Annotated in this window: 19 protein-coding genes and 1 other annotated feature; of the genes, 2 read left to right on the top strand and 17 right to left on the bottom strand. The window is 43.3% G+C overall.

Features of this window, described 5'->3' with window-relative positions; genetic code table 11:
- Positions 1-34 precede the first annotated feature (34 nt).
- The gene (locus tag RA086_RS02550; protein WP_308702353.1) at positions 35-2305 is read right to left on the bottom strand and encodes an excinuclease ABC subunit UvrA; all 2271 of its coding nucleotides are present in this window, start codon (positions 2303-2305) and stop codon (positions 35-37) included.
- A 542-nt stretch (positions 2306-2847) separates the two neighbouring features.
- Between RA086_RS02550 and RA086_RS02545 the strand changes: the two genes are divergently transcribed.
- On the top strand, positions 2848-3540 hold the full coding sequence (locus RA086_RS02545) for a type II toxin-antitoxin system death-on-curing family toxin (RefSeq protein ID WP_308702352.1): 693 nt from the start codon (positions 2848-2850) through the stop codon (positions 3538-3540).
- A gap of 33 nt (positions 3541-3573) precedes the next feature.
- On the top strand, positions 3574-3765 hold the full coding sequence (locus tag RA086_RS02540; protein WP_308702351.1) for a hypothetical protein: 192 nt from the start codon (positions 3574-3576) through the stop codon (positions 3763-3765).
- Positions 3766-3889: 124 nt separating this feature from the next.
- Here RA086_RS02540 and rplL read toward each other — a convergent pair whose 3' ends face one another.
- The 16 genes from rplL to radA form a co-directional block, all read right to left on the bottom strand.
- A complete protein-coding gene (gene rplL / locus RA086_RS02535) occupies positions 3890-4258 on the bottom strand; it encodes a 50S ribosomal protein L7/L12 (RefSeq protein ID WP_308702350.1) in 369 nt (122 codons plus the stop codon).
- 52 nt (positions 4259-4310) lie between these two features.
- Complete coding sequence (rplJ, locus tag RA086_RS02530) at positions 4311-4814, bottom strand: 50S ribosomal protein L10 (protein WP_308702349.1); 504 nt, start codon at positions 4812-4814, stop codon at positions 4311-4313.
- Positions 4815-4843: 29 nt separating this feature from the next.
- Positions 4844-4958: a sequence feature (ribosomal protein L10 leader region), on the bottom strand.
- Between the two features lie 55 nt (positions 4959-5013).
- Entirely contained in the window at positions 5014-5703 is a 690-nt protein-coding gene (rplA, locus tag RA086_RS02525) for a 50S ribosomal protein L1 (protein ID WP_137615855.1), read from the bottom strand.
- A 99-nt stretch (positions 5704-5802) separates the two neighbouring features.
- Positions 5803-6228, bottom strand: a complete 426-nt coding sequence (rplK, locus tag RA086_RS02520; protein ID WP_137606316.1) for a 50S ribosomal protein L11 — start codon at positions 6226-6228, stop codon at positions 5803-5805.
- Between the two features lie 101 nt (positions 6229-6329).
- Positions 6330-7217 (bottom strand): alpha/beta hydrolase, encoded by an 888-nt coding sequence (locus tag RA086_RS02515; RefSeq protein WP_308702348.1) that lies wholly within the window; start codon positions 7215-7217, stop codon positions 6330-6332.
- 24 nt (positions 7218-7241) lie between these two features.
- Positions 7242-7790, bottom strand: coding sequence for a transcription termination/antitermination protein NusG (nusG, locus tag RA086_RS02510; protein WP_308702347.1), 549 nt, complete (start codon positions 7788-7790; stop codon positions 7242-7244).
- A gap of 107 nt (positions 7791-7897) precedes the next feature.
- Positions 7898-8083, bottom strand: a complete 186-nt coding sequence (secE, locus tag RA086_RS02505; protein ID WP_308702346.1) for a preprotein translocase subunit SecE — start codon at positions 8081-8083, stop codon at positions 7898-7900.
- 11 nt (positions 8084-8094) lie between these two features.
- On the bottom strand, positions 8095-8244 hold the full coding sequence (gene rpmG, locus RA086_RS02500; RefSeq protein WP_308702345.1) for a 50S ribosomal protein L33: 150 nt from the start codon (positions 8242-8244) through the stop codon (positions 8095-8097).
- Between the two features lie 85 nt (positions 8245-8329).
- Entirely contained in the window at positions 8330-8887 is a 558-nt protein-coding gene (locus RA086_RS02495) for a sigma-70 family RNA polymerase sigma factor (protein ID WP_308702344.1), read from the bottom strand.
- A 190-nt stretch (positions 8888-9077) separates the two neighbouring features.
- Positions 9078-9620: an NYN domain-containing protein gene (locus tag RA086_RS02490; protein WP_308702343.1), complete on the bottom strand. Its 543-nt coding sequence runs from the start codon at positions 9618-9620 to the stop codon at positions 9078-9080.
- A gap of 2 nt (positions 9621-9622) precedes the next feature.
- Positions 9623-10417: a 23S rRNA (guanosine(2251)-2'-O)-methyltransferase RlmB gene (gene rlmB / locus RA086_RS02485; RefSeq protein ID WP_308702342.1), complete on the bottom strand. Its 795-nt coding sequence runs from the start codon at positions 10415-10417 to the stop codon at positions 9623-9625.
- The gene (locus RA086_RS02480; RefSeq protein ID WP_308702341.1) at positions 10389-10799 is read right to left on the bottom strand and encodes a Mini-ribonuclease 3; all 411 of its coding nucleotides are present in this window, start codon (positions 10797-10799) and stop codon (positions 10389-10391) included. The genes rlmB and RA086_RS02480 overlap by 29 nt, the downstream gene beginning before the upstream one ends.
- A gap of 1 nt (position 10800) precedes the next feature.
- Positions 10801-12213 carry a cysteine--tRNA ligase gene (gene cysS / locus RA086_RS02475; protein ID WP_308702340.1) on the bottom strand — a complete coding sequence of 471 codons (1413 nt, stop codon included), beginning with the start codon at positions 12211-12213 and terminating at the stop codon, positions 10801-10803.
- A gap of 743 nt (positions 12214-12956) precedes the next feature.
- Positions 12957-14447, bottom strand: coding sequence for a glutamate--tRNA ligase (gltX, locus tag RA086_RS02470; protein ID WP_308702339.1), 1491 nt, complete (start codon positions 14445-14447; stop codon positions 12957-12959).
- 254 nt (positions 14448-14701) lie between these two features.
- Positions 14702-15862, bottom strand: coding sequence for a PIN/TRAM domain-containing protein (locus RA086_RS02465; RefSeq protein ID WP_308702338.1), 1161 nt, complete (start codon positions 15860-15862; stop codon positions 14702-14704).
- A gap of 19 nt (positions 15863-15881) precedes the next feature.
- The gene (gene radA / locus RA086_RS02460) at positions 15882-17258 is read right to left on the bottom strand and encodes a DNA repair protein RadA (protein ID WP_308702337.1); all 1377 of its coding nucleotides are present in this window, start codon (positions 17256-17258) and stop codon (positions 15882-15884) included.
- Positions 17259-17322: the final 64 nt, after the last annotated feature.

Raw genomic sequence — 17322 nt, 5'->3', positions numbered from 1 at the left:
ATCGAAGTCGAGCATTTTTAGTTTTCAGTACAGTTTAGTTTTCGTTGATCCAAGCTTTCAGTGCCACACCTGTTCGCGACTTTGGTACCTTGATTGAGCCCCGCGGTGTCCCACTGTATTGGATCTGACCACCATAACGGCCAGCATCCGGACCCACGTCGATCAACCAATCAGCTTGTCCAATAACCGCCAAGTTATGTTCGATGATGATCAACGAGTTGCCTGCCGCAACCAACTCATTAAATAACTTCAACAAGCGATCGGTATCCTTCAAATGTAGCCCAGCCGTGGGTTCATCTAACAGATAGATCGTACCTTGTTTACCAAGTTCGACCGCTAACTTCAGGCGTTGCAATTCACCACCAGATAACGTGGTCAATGGCTGTGCCAGCGTTAAATAGCCTAAACCAACGCGATCCAAGTTAGCCAACTTCTTGGCTAATTGTGGTGTATCTTGGAAAAAGGCCGCCGCAGCTTTCACTGATAATTGGAGCACTTCAGCAATATTTTTAGAACGATACGTATACTGTAGCGCTACTTCGCTGTAGCGTTTGCCATGACAAAGCTCACAAGTTTGCACGACTGGGTCCATGAACGCCATGTTTGTAATCGTGACGCCTTTCCCCTTACAACGTGGACAAGCCCCTTTGCCATTGTAGCTAAATAGACTTGTCCCGACACGCTCATTTGCCGCACTAAATAACTTACGAATCTCATCTAAAATCCCCAAATAAGTCGCTGGTGTCGAACGAATGTTAATCCCAACAGGGGTTTGTGTTAAATCAATATAAGCCTCGTGCAATTGAGACTTCAATGCCGTGACTAGTGAAGATTTACCGGAGCCGGCCACCCCTGAGATAACCGTCATCACACCCAGCGGTATTGAGACGCTCACGTCTTTTAAATTATTTTGCGTCACGTGTTGCAAACTCAACTGACCCGTTGGTTGTCGTTCTGCCCCCCAATGATGGGGCTGTCGTAGCCATTTACCGGTCAATGACGTTGACGCCAATAATTCTGGATAAGTTCCTGTAAACGTCACGGTACCACCGTCTTGACCGGCTAATGGCCCCATTTCGACCACATAGTCCGCAAAATCAATCATCGCCGGATTATGTTCGACAACTAAAATCGTGTTTCCTTTTGCCTTCAACCGTGTTAAAGCTTGTTTGACCAACTGGATGTCATGCGGATGTAAGCCGACACTGGGTTCGTCCAAAATGTAGACCATATCGACCAACGCGCTGGTCAAATACTTCGCAATCTTGATTCGTTGGGCTTCCCCACCTGATAATGAACTAGTCCCTCGATCAAGGGTCAAATAACCCAGCCCGATATCAACCAATGATTGAATCTTGGTGCTCAATTCCCGAACCACATCAGTTGCCAACACTTCGGTGATCTGATTTAAAAACGCCAGCACATGTTGCAAATCCATGGCGGTAACGTCCGCAATATTTTTGCCCTGAATATGATTGGTTAACACTTCTGGCTTCAAACGTGTTCCGTGACAAGCGGGGCAAGGCTTGCGTGTCACAATCTCCGCAATCGCTTCACGATGATGTTCCGCTTCTTTTTTGCCAATAATTGACCGGCGTATGCGTGGCACCACGCCTTCATACAGTGCGGTATGCGGAAAGCCTTCACCTGGATGAGCTAATTTTTGTTGGGGTGCATGCATCAACAGCTCATATTCCTCGGTGGTATAGTCCTTAATCGGCTTGTCATCATCAAATAACCCACTAGTTGCATATCGCCGCCAACGCCAAGTATCTGGTCCAAAGCTTACAAAGGTAATGGCCCCTTGATTTAATGACTTATTTGGATCAATCAATTTCTGTTCGTCAATATCATCAACATAACCGAGTCCCTGACAGGTTGGGCACATCCCCTGTGGTAAGTTGAATGAAAACGTATCGGAATAACCAATAAATGGCTTCCCAATCCGAGAAAACAACAGGCGCATCAGTGAATAGATCCCCGTATATGTCGCTAATGTTGAGCGGGCATTTTTCCCCAACCGTTGCTGCTCGATGACGATGGCAACCGGTAAATGCTCAATATCTCCAACATGTGGCTGCCCATATTTGGGTAAATACTGTTGCGTAAAACTCGGAAACGTTTCATTCAATTCACGCCGTGACGCCGCCGCAATCGTATCAAAGACTAGCGAAGACTTACCAGAACCCGATAAACCCACAAATACCGTTGTTTCGTATTTTGGCACCCGCAACGTCACGTGTTGTAAGTTATTTTGTGTTGCATCCTTAATTTCAATAAAGCCATGCTTGAAAGTTGGTTGCATCCCAAGTTACTCCTCTCATTTAATCAACCTAAATCATTACTATTCCACCATACCACATTCTAAAATTTTGTCGGTAGTTGCGAATTGTTGATCGTGATCAACCGGGCAATTTGTGTGACTTAGCCTTAACACCATTGACATTCACCATAAAATTAAGATCGTTCGGTGAACTGGTGCTTCCCCTAAATCCAGACAACACTGTGTAACATTTTCGACCACCTATTTCTGCGTACATAAAAAAAACAGCACCGTTGAGCCATCTAAAATGACTGCAACAGTACTGCTAAAAGTTTTCAAACGGGGTCGCCACATGTTGCCGTTAAAGGCACGTTGACGTGTTGTTCCGCCTTTTGATTTTTGAACAATTATTTACAGACGTTGTGAAACACAATCTAGTACTAAACTTAAGATTCAACGCCTTCGTTTTTCTACAATAATTCTAGTTTTAAAGATTCACTACATTAGGTATTGAATAATTTGAATTTTACGGCTACTCTTTTAAGGAGTATTAATAAATCAACTATTCTATAAGGAGGGCTCCTGTGAATAACTCAGAAAGATTTGATGGCTTTCTGATTTGCTCTGGTAATTCTAAGAAGCAAATTAATCAATTTAAAAGAATGTTTGCTAAAGATAATTTAACAAAAGTCAAAAAAGCCGATAGAAACCTGCAATTGAGAAAACTTCGTAAAGATGGGACTCTATACGCTTTAGATGTTTACTACCAAAAAGAACAAGTTGGACATTTTGGTGTTAGAATGATAGAACCTCAAAAGATGTCTGAAAAAGCTTTTGGGGAAGCAAACAAACAGGCAGAACAGATGTTTAGAGAAGAAAGTGTATACGGAATTAAAGATTTTTATGGCCTGGATAGAGTTAATAATTCTCTATTTGGAGGCTTTGGATCATTTGAGCCATACCCAACAGTAACATCTAAAGCAGCAGCATTGTGGTATAAAATAGCATCCAATCAATTTTTTAACAATGGAAACAAGCGCACTGCAATGCTCTCCGCCATATACTTTTTAGCTGGTAACTTTTACACTTTTGATGTAGTAGACGCTAATTCACTGTATGACATTTCATTGCGTATCGCTAATAATGAATGGAACCAAAAACAAGTTGAGAATTTTATTAATGCTCATGTATCGCTCAGCTATACTAATATGTCAGATGCTCTAAAATATGGTGAATTTAGTTATTCACAGTCACTTATATATCAAAACACCCAATAAATGTAGTATAGTATCCAATAAGGGAGGAATATTATGATGAAACGTGCAGACATGCCTGCTTTCAACTTAAATGCTTCAGTAACAAAAGAACAAATGGCGAATGCTGATGTAAATACTGCTGTTCATAACTCTTTCAATGACATTGACACTATTAGGAGAAATGTATCAGATATTTTGAGCGTTAAGGAAATAAAGAACACGATGGAAATGCTTTCTAAAGTTTAAAAACAAAAAATCCCGTACCGGCCAACTAAGGCTAGTGCGGAATTTTTTTGCTTTATAAAAACAGCCCAACCAAGCCGTTTTACAACGGTTGGATTGGACTGTCGTAGTTATTTTAAGTATTCGACTACTTAAGGGTAACTACGCCACCAACTTCTTCAAGTTTAGCCTTGATGTCGTTAGCTTCGTCTTCTGAAACGCCTTCCTTAACAACTGAAGGTACGTTGTCAACAAGACCCTTAGCGTCTTTCAAGCCAAGACCAGTGATATCACGAACGGCCTTGATAGCCTTAACCTTTTGGTCGCCTGATTCAGTTAATTCAACATCGTATGAATCCTTAGCTGCAGCAGCATCGCCACCAGCAGCGCCAGCAACAGCAACTGGTGCTGAAGCTGAGACATCGAATTCGTCTTCGATAGCCTTAACTAAGTCGTTTAAATCTGAAATTGATGCTTCTTTTAATGAAGCAATAATACTATCTTTATCAAAAGCCATTTTGTGTTCCTCCATTTATGTGAACTATTTTTAGTTTTTTAACACCAACAGCCTAGGCTGCGTCTTCGTCGCCCTTTTCAGCAATCGCCTTAACAGCGTATGCCACGTTACGAACAGGTGCTTGTAACAAGTTAGCAATCGTAGCCAATAATTCTTCACGTGATGGCATCGTAGCGTATTCTTGGATTTCTTCAAGAGTTGCAACTTTACCTTCAACCATCCCACCCTTTAATTGTAGGGCATCGGCAGTTTTTGCGAAGTTAGCTAAAATCTTAGCTGGAGCCACTGGGTCTTCTTCAGAGAAGGCAACAGCAGTTGGGCCAGCAAAAACATCATTCATGTCAGCGTAACCAGCTTTTTCAGCGGCACGGACCATGATCTTGTTTTTGATGACTTCCATCTTAACACCAGCATCACGTAATTGCTTACGTAAGTCGGTGACTTGTTCAACCGTCAAACCACGGTAATCAACCACAATGGCAGATACAGATTTGTTCAGTTGTTCAGTGACTTCTTCAACTTTTTGTGCTTTTACAGCAACAGTTTCTTTACTCAAATGATTCACCTCCCGGAATTTTTGTTCAGGGATTTATAAAAAAATCCCTATGTCCACCAAGACATAGAGAAAAAACAATGTCCTCGGCAGGTAGATTAAGGCCATATTGGCCGCCTGAGTCTTAGGTAGAGATATTACTTAACCTCTAGTAATCTATCACAGATCACCTACGGGGTCAATTGTTTTCAAAAGCTAATCTTTAAAATGAGGCTAAGTCAACCCGTACAGCTGGTGTAAAGGTTGAGGTAACGACCAAGTTTTGGACGAAAGTCCCACGTACTGAGGCTGGACGAGCTTTAGTGATGGTTTCTTCAATGGTCTTGAAGTTACCAACAAGCTTGTCAGTATCAAATGATACCTTGCCAACAGGAACATGCACGTTACCATCACGGTCGGTCCGGTAAGTAACCTTCCCGGCTTTTGAATCGTTAACCGCTTTAGCAACGTCCATTGTAACCGTCCCAGTCTTAGGGTTAGGCATTAAGCCCTTAGGTCCAAGGACCCGCCCTAAACGACCAACTTGGGCCATCATATCTGGGGTTGCGATTGCAACGTCAAAGTCTAACCAGCCATCTTGAATCCGGGCAACTAAGTCGGCTTCACCGACAACGTCAGCACCAGCTTCTTCAGCTTCCTTAGCTTTATCGCCTTTAGCAAATACGATAACGGTTTGTTCTTTACCGGTACCATTTGGTAAGACAACTGCACCACGAAGTTGTTGGTCAGCTTGCTTTGTATCAACGTTTAATTTGAAAGCAACTTCAACAGTTGCGTCAAACTTTGCGAAATCCATCTTTTTGACCAAGTCTACCGCTTCAGTTACATCGTAAGCTTTGTCACGATCAACTAGCTTAGCGGCTTCTTGGTATTGTTTACTTTTCTTTGCCATCTAAGTGTTTTCCTCCTTGCAAATGTGGTTCAAACGGAGATTTCCTCCCACTTGACACATCCATTTTGATGAAGTGTCCGACATACTCTCAGTACTGAATTAGCCTTCGACGGTGAATCCCATACTCCGAGCAGTACCTTCGATCATGCGCATAGCTGCTTCAACATCAGCTGCGTTTAGATCTTGCATTTTAGTTTCAGCGATTTCCTTAACTTGAGCTGAAGTTACCGTAGCAACTTTGTTCGTGTTAGGTTCGCCGGAACCATGTTCAACACCAGCAGCTTTCTTTAAAAGAACGGCAGCAGGTGGGGTCTTGGTAATGAAGTCGAATGAACGATCCTCATAAACCGTGATCACAACAGGAATGATCATACCAGCTTGATCAGCGGTACGAGCATTGAAATCCTTTGTGAAACCCATAATATTGATACCTGCTTGACCTAATGCTGGGCCAACTGGCGGAGCAGGTGTTGCTTTGCCCGCAGGAATTTGTAATTTAACAACGTTAGCTACTTTTTTAGCCACGAGACATTCCTCCTTAGTCCGTGATGTGGTAAATGGAGCTGAGTTTTTGCTCCTCCCACGTGAACGTGCATACGTGACGCACAAACGATATTCTACCACATCTATTTTTTATCCACAACCGTTTTTGTCGGTTCTGGATATAAAAATTGTACGATTTGACGATCAACTTCATAGTTTTCATGTAATCGCGAATGGCGCGCATTTTTTCCATGCACCACAAATTCGTGATATCGATCAACAACCGGCCGCAATAAAAACTTTAATGACAACGCACTGTTCAACGCGACGACACCATCACTTTGCACCTCATCACCAATATTGCCCGCAATATTCAAATACGAAATTGTATTCGGTAACCGTTGGAGCGTGCGCAAGAAATAATTGTAAACCGGTGTCGTTTGGGTGGGGCCACTAGTCGTCAACGGATGATTTTCGATGGGATAAGTATTCTGGCCGACTTCACTATCATTGAATGGTGCGCCAATCGTCACAACTTTGCGTACCTCTGGTAAATTGACCAGTTGTGCGGCAGTGGTCAAATATTGAAACAAGACCACGCCACCCATTGAATGTGCCACCAGATTGATTGTTTGGACATGCTCATGCGCCAATAGATACTTCACAACCGCCAAAACGCCCGCAGCTTGCTGTCTGACAGCAACGCGTGGCGTGGCAAAAACGAGCTGAACCATTGGCCGATACGCATCTAGATGCCCCGTCACATGTGGCTGATTATGTCGATCAATCATGATGACCAGTGACTTGTTGGCTACGCCGCTACGGACGAACCGTTGTAGCATGCCACCAAATGAAAATCGATTCCCCGCATAGCCCGGAATGAACAAGGTAACTGCACTATCATCCGCGGTCTGTGGCTGCGATGACGGGGATAAATGTTTGGGTTGACCATATTGACTAAATTTAAACCCAATTCGGCCTAAGATACCAATAATGATGACCCCGATAATGATCAACACCAGTTGTGCCACAGTTCCCCACCAGCTTACTTAAAATTATTGAATTTGATCAACTTGGTCAAAGTCTAATTCGGTACTCGTTTCACGACCAAACATATTGATATTGACCTTTAATTTCATTTTTTCATTATCAATTTCGGTAATTTCACCTGAAAGACCAGAGAAAGCGCCGTCGATAATCGTGACTTGTTCGCCAACTTCAACGTTTAATTCAGTATGACGCGCACTCATTCCTAATTGATGCAGAATGTTTTCCGCTTCTTCAGGTAATAGTGGCGTTGGCTTACTCCCTTGTCCATGAGAGCCTAAGAACCCAGTCACACCAGGCGTATTTCGAACAATATACCAAGCTTGGTCGGTCATCACCATTTCAACTAATACGTAGCCAGGGAAAACTTTTTTCATTTCAACTTTGTCTTTCCCATTTTTGACTTCATGGGATTCTTCTTCAGGCACAACGACCCGAAAAATATTATCTTCCATACCCATTGATTGGGCCCGAGATTCCAAGTTTGAACTAACTTTGTTTTCATAACCAGCATAAGTGTGTAAAACGTACCACTTTTTTTCAACAGATTCGACCATGATTAAACTCCTTTAAGAATGTCTTTTAGGTAAAATAAAAAAACCTCGTCGTAACGAAGTTTTTTCTCCAATAACTGTATTATAACAAATTTTTCGCTAAATGACCATTAATGCCAAGCCATCAATAGTTTTAATAACAATTGGATAATCCAATCAAATACGGCGAAAAAGGCTACGAAGAACAAAGAGGTTGAAATAACGGTCCAAGAATCACGCCGATTTTCACGCCAAGTTGGCCAAGTCACTTTTTTCATTTCATGTCCGACTGAACCAAAGAATCTAAATAATCGCATCATTAATCCCCCTACCGCGTTTCACGATGAAGTGTGTGTTTACCACAAAATTTACAAAATTTCTTAACTTCTAAGCGGCGAGTTCGATTAGGATTGGCGTCAATTGTATAGTTTCGAGAACCACACACAGTACAAGCCAACGCAATTTTTTTATGTGCCATCGAGTCTACCTCCATAATTATCAGCTATAACATTATCATGGACCGAATCGATTGTCAATTTAAGCTTCATCAAACAAGATAGCCCTTAATCCAACAATAGTGCCCGCAATTTACGCCGACAACGATCGATCGCATTAATAACCGGTGCTAACTCTAACTTCAGCTTAGCTGCAATCCCCTGTGGGGTTAAACCATGCAGTAAAGCTTCAAAAACTTGATTCTCAAACTTAGAGCATTCCGTGACAAAACGCCTAATCACCTCATGAATACAGAGAATATCTATTGCCAGCTGTTCAGGACCCACTAACTCTTCTAAGATCATTGCGGCTTCATAATCTAACGATAAGATTTCTTGATCTGGGCGCCGCTTCTGGGCTTGTGCCCGTCGGATTAGATCAATCACGCGATTATTTAATAACAACCGATAAAAAGCCCCAAAACTGCAAGCTTGCCGGTGATCATATTGCTGTGTTGCGCGGTGCATCATAATTAAGGCTTCTTGACCCCAATCATCGTCATCGTAACTCCGGATGAAATATTGGCGCTGTAGCTTATTCGCTACGGGAACATATTGTTTAGTCAGTCGCAATAAGGCATCTGTATCGCCCGATTTAGCTAACCCGATCAATTGCTGTTCATCCAAAGTTTTAGGCCCCATTTTCTTGTTTTCAGAAACCCACCCCGTGCATCTGTAAAGCTTAATATACAGACGGTCTGAGACTGATACAAGCGAACAAGCATTCTGATTTGACAGCCAAAACTAATCGAATGATTAATTGATCTTTAAAGTTTAATTTAATTGTCGAATTAGCACTATTAATGACATTACCATTCTAATGATGCCGTTTCGTATGCTCACGTTCAAGCTGCAGCCGATACTGCTCCAGGGCTGATAATTGATGGTCATCCCAAGGCGATTTGCGCACAGAACCAAGATCCTGACTGCGCAACGCCGTATGCCGGACTTCCTTCAGATCTTCGCGGACTCGCTTACGTAATTCCAAGGCTGGAATCCGCAAAGCCCCCTCTGAGAAAATCACCCATTGCTCGGCTTGGTCACTCGTTGCAACCGTCACCTGTAAGATACGCGACTGTTTATCCGCCGCCAGCTTTTCAATATAACTATCCGCAGTTTGGTCTTTACTCGTCCAAACAATTTCTAAATCTGCTTGCCGATAACTTTTAGAGTTGCCCGGCACATACATCGCATCAAAAACAACGGTGATGTTTAAGCCACTAATTTTTTTATATTCGGTCAGAACGTTTAACAGCTCATCACGGGCTTCTGGCAGCCGATCGGTTTGTTTCAAATGATTGAGTTCCGGCCAATTACCAATCATATTATATGCATCCACAATTAATAATTGTTGTTTCATAATTAATTTCCAAGTGGATGACGCGACGTATATCCTTGATAGATCAATAAGCTGGCCGCGACACTCGCATTCAAACTCTGAACATGACCAATCATCGGAATCGTCAGCATCTCATCAACACTCTTTTTCAGCAGTGGGGAAATCCCTTTGCCTTCGTTACCAATGATCAAGCCAACCGCGCCAGTAGCGTCCCAACGCCGGTAGTCTGTCCCGTTCATATCCGTTCCAAAGATCCAGAGGCCTTGTTCTTGTAACTGTTTGACCGTTTGAACCATGTTTGTGACCCGCGCAACCTTCACATGCTCAATCGCACCAGTTGACGTTTTGGCTACGGTACTCGTTAACCCAACCGCGCGGCGTTTAGGAATAATAATCCCATGCGCACCAGCAGCATCCGCAGTCCGCATAATGGACCCCAAATTGTGAGGATCTTCGATATTATCAAGGATCAAGAAGAATGGTGGTTCATTTTTAGCTTTAGCGACGGCAAATAAGTCCTCAATCGTGGCATATTCAAACGCTGCGACCCCCACGGCAACCCCTTGATGGTTCGCATTGTCAGTTAAACGGTCCAACTTCTGCTTGGGCACGTACTGAACGATTAAGTTGCGTTTCTTCGCAATTTTAGCAATATCATTTAAGACATCCGCTTGAAGGCCACTTTGAATAAACACCTTATTAATTTGTTGTTCACTCTTGATTGCAGCCATCGCCGGATGACGACCAATCACAAAATCGGCTGGTTCTTGGTTAGTTTGTTGCTGTTCATCATTTGACACTTGAAACCCTCCCTTCATCTACTTCTGTCATACACCATTTAGCCAGCTCAGCAATTCGAGCGGTCTGTTTCGTTAATTGTAAATAGCCAAAAACGGCCTCAAAGCCCGTCGAAATCCGATAGGTCACCACATCAGTATGTTTAGCTGAAGTATGGCTCTTTGCATTGCGACCATGCTTGAAAACATCGACCTCAGTCGGCGTTAAAATATCTGTGTCTTGCATCCGCGCAATCAAAGCAGCTTGCGCCTTAGCAGAAACATAGTGAGTCGCATGATGGTGTAACTTCGTGGGCTTGGTATACCCAAGTTCAATCATATGTTGGCGAATAAATGGTTCATACACCGCATCGCCTAAATAAGCGAGTGCAATGCCATTTAATTGTTGGTAATCAACTGTCATATTAATCCTTTCTGAAACGGACCCCTTGAGGTGTATCTTCTAAAATAATCCCCTGGGCCTTTAACTCATCGCGAATCTGATCCGCTTTTGCAAAATCTTTATGTTGGCGAGCCGCTTCACGTTCATCAATCAACGCCTGAATATCGGCATCCGCCAAAGTAGGTTCACTCACAGCCAATTTGATACCAAAAATACTGGTCAATTCAGTTAAAGCAGTCTGGAGTGCTTGCAAAGTCGTGGTTTGAACGGTCGTTTGACCTGCATAGACATTTGCCAATTTAGCCAATTCGTAAACTGCCGCAATCCCATTTTGCACGTTAAAATCATCGTCCATCGCGGTCACAAAATGAGCCGTCAATGTTGCTAACTGTGCTTGCACCTCAGCGTCTTCACCAGCTCCAGCATCTTTTAACCGATAAGTCAGGTTACGATAAGCGTTTTGCAGTTTGCTCAAATTATTAGCAGCTTCATCCAGATTCTTTTGACTGTATTGAATTGGTCGCCGATATTGCGTCGTAGCCATAAAGAATCGCAAAATTTGCGGATCGATTTGTTTAATAATATCATGAACCGTCACAAAGTTACCTAAAGACTTACTCATTTTTTCATTATCATCGCCGACCGTCACAAAACCATTGTGCAACCAATAGTTCGCAAACTTTTTGCCAGTCTTGGCTTCGCTTTGGGCAATTTCATTTTCATGATGTGGGAATTCTAGATCTTGACCCCCACCATGAATATCAAAAGTGTCCCCGAGATACTTCGTCGACATTACCGAACATTCAATATGCCAGCCAGGTCGACCAGCGCCCCATGGTGACGGCCATGAGATTTCGGCTGGCTTCGCAGCTTTCCATAAAGCAAAGTCAATCGGATCTTCCTTACGATTCGTTTCTTCATCCGCCGTATGTTGACTGGCACCAACCTCCAGATCGTCGATGCGTTGGTCTGACAATTGACCATAAGCCTTAAACTTACGCGTATGGTAATAGACATCGCCATCAGATTCGTAAGCATAGCCTTTCTCAATTAAAACTTTGATAAAGTCGATGATTTCTGGAATATTCTCGGAAGCACGAGGATGGGCGGTCGCCGGTTCAATATTAACTGCTGCGGTATCCGCCGTAAAAGCTTTGATAAAGCGGTCCGCAATCGCTGGCACCGTCGTCTGGTCTTCTTTAGCGCGTTTGATCATCTTATCATCCACATCGGTAAAGTTAGACACATAATCCACTTTAAACCCACGATATTCAAAATATCGACGAATGGTATCGAAAGCAATGGCAGAACGGGCATTTCCTATATGAATATAGTTATACACCGTTGGACCACAGACATACATTTTCACTTCACCAGGTGTTAGTGGTTTAAAGGGTTCTTTGGTTCGCGTTAACGTATTAAAGACTTGTAGCATCTTTCCAGCTCCTCTCAAATTTCAATCTAACGACCAAATTGTTAGTACATCATGACGACTATATTACAGTATACAAACTTAGCTTGCCGCTCCGGTTGGTCTGGACTGATGCTGGAACGTGGTGGCCACGTTTGTGAGCCAAGGGACGGTCTCACAAGCCGGGCTTTCTCTAAGCTGGAAAATTCACCAGCAAAGAGAAATTTCACCACTGAGCATCATCCAGCCCGTCCTACGCTAATCAGCAAACTTAATATCAATCGTTTTTTTGACACTAAAGTTATCAATGCTTTGATTAAAAAGCACTATTCAACGTCGGAATGGACCGGTATATTCGCCGTATCATCGAAACCTTTAGTTAAATGATCTTACTCTAGGATAGCGTCTGATCGATTTTTAAAACGTGATTTTTGCTTGAAAGCGAACGTGCTGATCAACGGAGACAGCTAATGAATCAATCATTTAAAACATGGCCACTATAAGCCAATCTCTACCCTTGAACTAAAGATTACTATTTTCGCACAGCTCTATCAAAAAAGCGACTTTCATATCAAAGGATTCCTCCCCCAATACAAAAGACGCTCCCGCGTGCTTCCACTCTTGCTTCACCGTTGACCGGCCTCATTACTGGGATAACGGCCACCCGAATGACAAGCATGATAATTGCACTTCAACTGGTTTCATCACGACGTCTCAGCACCCCGTCGCTTCCTGTAGACTCTGCCCCAGCTTACTCTTATTATCAGTTATTTAGCTAATTCCGCGATCATCGCATCTAGATGTGCCATCGTGGTTTCACGACCTAACAATTCAATCGTTTCTGGCAATTCTGGACCGTGCATTTCGTGGGAAACGGCAATCCGAATTGGCATGTACAATTGACGGCCTTTGATCTTAGTATCTTTTTGAATTGACTTGATCGTCTTTTGAATTTCAGTTGCTTCAAAAACATCGACATTTTCAATTCGTTGACGGAATTCTTTTAAGACCGTTGGCGCCGTTTCAACTGCTAATTCAGCCTTGGCTTCATCATTGATTTCAGCCGGACCATTAAAGAATAAGTCAGCTAATTCAACAATTTGACCCGTGTAACTCATTTGATTCTTGTAAAGTGACACTAAAGTCCGAGTCCATTCGATTTGAGCCTGGGTTGGACGCTTAGGTAAACGACCTGCCTTGATCAATTGCCGAATCGACATCGCAAAGACTTCATTTTCGTCAGCCTTCTTGATGTATTGGTTGTTGACCCATTCGAGCTTCTTGCCATCAAATGACGCTGGTGATTTGCTCAAACGTTTTTCATCATACATCTTGATGAATTCACGCTTTGTAAACAATTCATTTTCGCCAACTGGTGACCAGCCGAGCAACACGATGAAGTTGAGCATCGCTTCTGGTAAGTAGCCCAAGTCACGATATTGTTCGATGAATTGGAGCACCGTTTCATCACGTTTACTTAATTTCTTACCCGTTTCGGTATTGATAATTAAGCTCATGTGACCAAACTTTGGTGGAGTCCAACCAAAAGCTTCATAAATCATCAATTGTTTAGGTGTATTGGCAACATGATCATCACCACGGAAAACGTGGCTGATTTGCATCATATGATCATCAACGACAACCGCAAAGTTGTACGTTGGCATACCGTCACGTTTTTTGATGACAAAGTCGCCACCAACTGTCTTGGATTCGAAGGAAACGTTGCCTTTAACCATATCATCCCAAGCATAGGTTTGACCCTCTGGGACGTGGAAACGAATCACTGGGGTAATTCCAGCAGCTTTAGCCGCCGCAATTTTAGCCTGCTTTTCGTCTTCACTCATGCCAGTAAATTCGTAGACGTAATGTGGCATTTCTTTGTTAGCTTTTTGGGCATCACGCTGAGCCGTCAATTCATCTTCGGTCATGTATGATTCATAGGCTTTGCCCTCATCAACTAATTGTTGAATCAATGGATCATAAATTGATTTACGTTCTGATTGCCGATAAGGACCGAAATCGCCGCCCTTATCTGGACCTTCATCCCAATCAATTCCTAACCAGGCCAAGTTGTCCATCTGACTCTTTTCACCGTCAGCAACATTCCGCTTTAAATCGGTGTCTTCAATCCGTAAGATGAACTTCCCTTTATTATGCCGGGCAAATAAATAATTAAATAACGCTGTCCGGGCATTACCAATGTGTAAATGGCCAGTTGGACTTGGTGCGTAACGCACACGAATCTTGCTCTTTGCCAATGTGATTAACGCCTCTTTCATTTTTTTATCAAACGATTCAGTCACTTAAATACGATCAGTTTGATTTTCATTATTCGACTTCTAAATGGTCGAAACATGTTCGGTCAAGCTGCCGATGCCAGTTACCACGCGGGACCGCCCAATGCAAAAAAAGCATCCGGCGATCCCCACCGGCAAGTTGCTTGACCTCACACTCTTGCTAGTTTAGTTTACAATGTTTATCGCTAAAAATAAAGGACTCACTCGGATTCAGTCTATTTATTCCGACGATTATTATTGTGGTGATTATTATTCTGACTCTCGTGCTCTGGTTTATCCGAAATTCCTCGATTAGCATGCGCTAAACGGGCAAAAATCATTCGGCCAGCATCGGTTTGTAGTGCACTGGTAACTACGACGTCGACTTTTTCATTGATGTAGAATTTTCCATCTTCAATGACGACCATCGTCCCATCGTCCAAATAACCGACCCCTTGTTGTCGCTCACTCCCGTTTTTCACGACCATCACATTCATCTCTTCACCAGGAATGACGCGTGGTTTGAGTGATTTAGCCAACTGGTTAATATTGAGCACTTGCACATTTTGAAATTCGATGACTTTATTCAAATTATAGTCGTTCGTCACAATGACCCCGTTGACCTTTTTAGCTAATTGGATCAACTTGGTATCGACTTCCGGAATGTCTTCGAAATCACCTTTATACATTTCAATTGGAATAATATTTTCACTCTGCAACTTATTCAAAATATCCAAGCCACGTCGGCCTCGAACACGTTTAATACTGTCTGCAGAATCGGCAATGTATTGTAATTCATACAACACAAAGTTTGGGACTAATAACGTGCCTTCCAGAAAACCAGTCTTGACCAGATCATAGATACGACCATCAATTAAAATATTGGTATCCAAGATTTTATAATGATGATAGTTTTGATCTGGCTGTGCATCCGTAATTTCTGGCGAGGTTTCTTTATCTCGTCGCCGGAAGTTAAAGACTTTCCGCCATTCGTCGATACGTGTGGTCCCAACACGGGCACCAATGTAACCGAAAAACAGCATCAAGATAATCGGGACGACCGTGTTCAATAAGAATAATGGACTGCGATTGAATAATTGCGAAATCAGAACCGCGATCAGTAACCCAATAATGAACCCGACACTCCCGAATAATAAGGTCATCGGATTTTGTTTTGAAAGATTCTTCTCGACCCGGTCAACTAACCGCATCGCCGCGTTCGCTAAGAATAGCGATAGAACCCATAAAACGAGTGCCCCCAACAAAAAGTTGGTCAAAATATTATTTAACAACGGATTCGGTTGCGTCCAAATCGCGTTCCATAAGAATGGCAGGTAAGTTAATCCCAACGTCCCACCAACGACAATGAACACGAGTCGCACCGTTAATTTCTTCATGGCGTCAGCCCCTTTTTAATTAATTTGGTTGTTGTAGTGCTAATTGAAGGGCTTCCTTTAAAGTTGCGACTCCAATCACATCAATCCCCTTTGGAATATCCCAGCCTTGCAGATTATTTTTAGGGATAAAAATGCGTTTAAATCCAAGCTTAGCGGCTTCACCGACCCGTTGTTCGATACGGTTCACCCGCCGAATTTCGCCGGTCAAGCCAACTTCACCCACGAAACAATCACTAGGGCGCGTTTGTTGATCACGATAGCTGGAGGCCACACTGACCGCAATGGCCAGATCAATGGCCGGTTCGTCGAGCTTAACGCCACCCGCCGCCTTCAAATAAGCATCTTGGTTTTGGAGCATCAAACTGGCCCGCTTTTCTAAAACTGCCATGATCAATGAAACCCGGTTATGATCCAGGCCACTAGCCGTTCGCTTAGCGTTGCCAAAGACCGTCGGCGTCACTAAGGCCTGAACTTCAACCAAAATTGGCCGTGTCCCTTCCATCGACACGACGATTGCGGAACCGGTCGCATCCTTTAGTCGTTCTTCTAAGAAGATTTCGGACGGATTAGCAACCTCGACCAGTCCTTCTGTCCGCATCTCAAAAATGCCTAATTCATTGGTTGACCCAAAACGGTTTTTAACCGCTCGTAAAATTCGATACGTATGGTGTAGATCCCCTTCAAAGTATAAGACGGTATCAACCATATGTTCCAAGATTTTAGGCCCCGCAATGGCGCCACCTTTAGTGACATGGCCCACAATAAAGATCGTGATGCCGTTGGTTTTTGAGATCTGCAAGAGTTCGGCGGTGATTTCTCGAATCTGAGAAACGGACCCAATCGCCGACTGGACATCGGGTTCCTGCATCGTTTGGACCGAGTCGATGATCACGTATTGCGGCTTAGTGGCTTCGATAGTCGCCCGGATGTTGGTCATATCCGTTTCAGGATATAAGTAGAAGTCTTCACTTTCAACCTTTAACCGTTCGGCCCGCATCTTAACTTGGGCAGCACTTTCTTCACCGGTCACATATAGCACCGAACCGCCCGTTTCTGCGAGTTGGCCGGAAACTTGCAATAGCAAGGTCGACTTACCAATTCCGGGGTCACCACCGATTAACACTAGTGATCCGGGGACCACACCACCACCGAGCACGCGGTTGAATTCCTGTAATTTGGTTTTCACCCGCGGCGTCTTGGTTAATGAAACTTCCTTTAACCGTTGTGGTTTAGCCTTTTTACCCGTAAAGCTCACCCGTGATTTACGATCAGGCGTTGTGTCAAACCGTTCTTCAGCTAAGGTATTCCATTCGCCACAGTTTGGACAACGTCCTAAATACCGTGGGGTCGCGTAACCACAATTGGAACAAACAAATTGCGTTTTAACTTTTGCCACTAATCATTTCCTCCAATCCGACTACTTAGCCAATGGTTCAAGTCATACAACTTTTATTCTACCA

This window comes from Lactiplantibacillus brownii, from assembly GCF_031085375.1.
GTDB classification, from domain to species: Bacteria; Bacillota; Bacilli; order Lactobacillales; family Lactobacillaceae; genus Lactiplantibacillus; species Lactiplantibacillus brownii.
The sequence above is the reverse complement of the archived record's forward strand: the minus strand, read 5'-3'. Positions and strand labels throughout refer to the sequence as shown.

Bases quoted from the DNA above. Each gene is read 5' to 3' on its own strand.
- rplL (WP_308702350.1), bottom strand. From the start codon at position 4,258: ATGGCTTTTGATAAAGATAGTATTATTGCTTCATTAAAAGAAGCATCA.
- rplA (WP_137615855.1), bottom strand. From the start codon at position 5,703: ATGGCAAAGAAAAGTAAACAATACCAAGAAGCCGCTAAGCTAGTTGAT.
- RA086_RS02490 (WP_308702343.1), bottom strand. From the start codon at position 9,620: ATGAAACAACAATTATTAATTGTGGATGCATATAATATGATTGGTAAT.
- nusG (WP_308702347.1), bottom strand. From the start codon at position 7,790: ATGGTCGAATCTGTTGAAAAAAAGTGGTACGTTTTACACACTTATGCT.
- RA086_RS02465 (WP_308702338.1), bottom strand. From the start codon at position 15,862: ATGAAGAAATTAACGGTGCGACTCGTGTTCATTGTCGTTGGTGGGACG.
- rlmB (WP_308702342.1), bottom strand. From the start codon at position 10,417: ATGAAGGGAGGGTTTCAAGTGTCAAATGATGAACAGCAACAAACTAAC.
- RA086_RS02550 (WP_308702353.1), bottom strand. From the start codon at position 2,305: ATGCAACCAACTTTCAAGCATGGCTTTATTGAAATTAAGGATGCAACA.
- RA086_RS02540 (WP_308702351.1), top strand. From the start codon at position 3,574: ATGATGAAACGTGCAGACATGCCTGCTTTCAACTTAAATGCTTCAGTA.
- secE (WP_308702346.1), bottom strand. From the start codon at position 8,083: ATGCGATTATTTAGATTCTTTGGTTCAGTCGGACATGAAATGAAAAAA.
- cysS (WP_308702340.1), bottom strand. From the start codon at position 12,213: ATGCTACAAGTCTTTAATACGTTAACGCGAACCAAAGAACCCTTTAAA.
- rpmG (WP_308702345.1), bottom strand. From the start codon at position 8,244: ATGGCACATAAAAAAATTGCGTTGGCTTGTACTGTGTGTGGTTCTCGA.
- RA086_RS02480 (WP_308702341.1), bottom strand. From the start codon at position 10,799: ATGACAGTTGATTACCAACAATTAAATGGCATTGCACTCGCTTATTTA.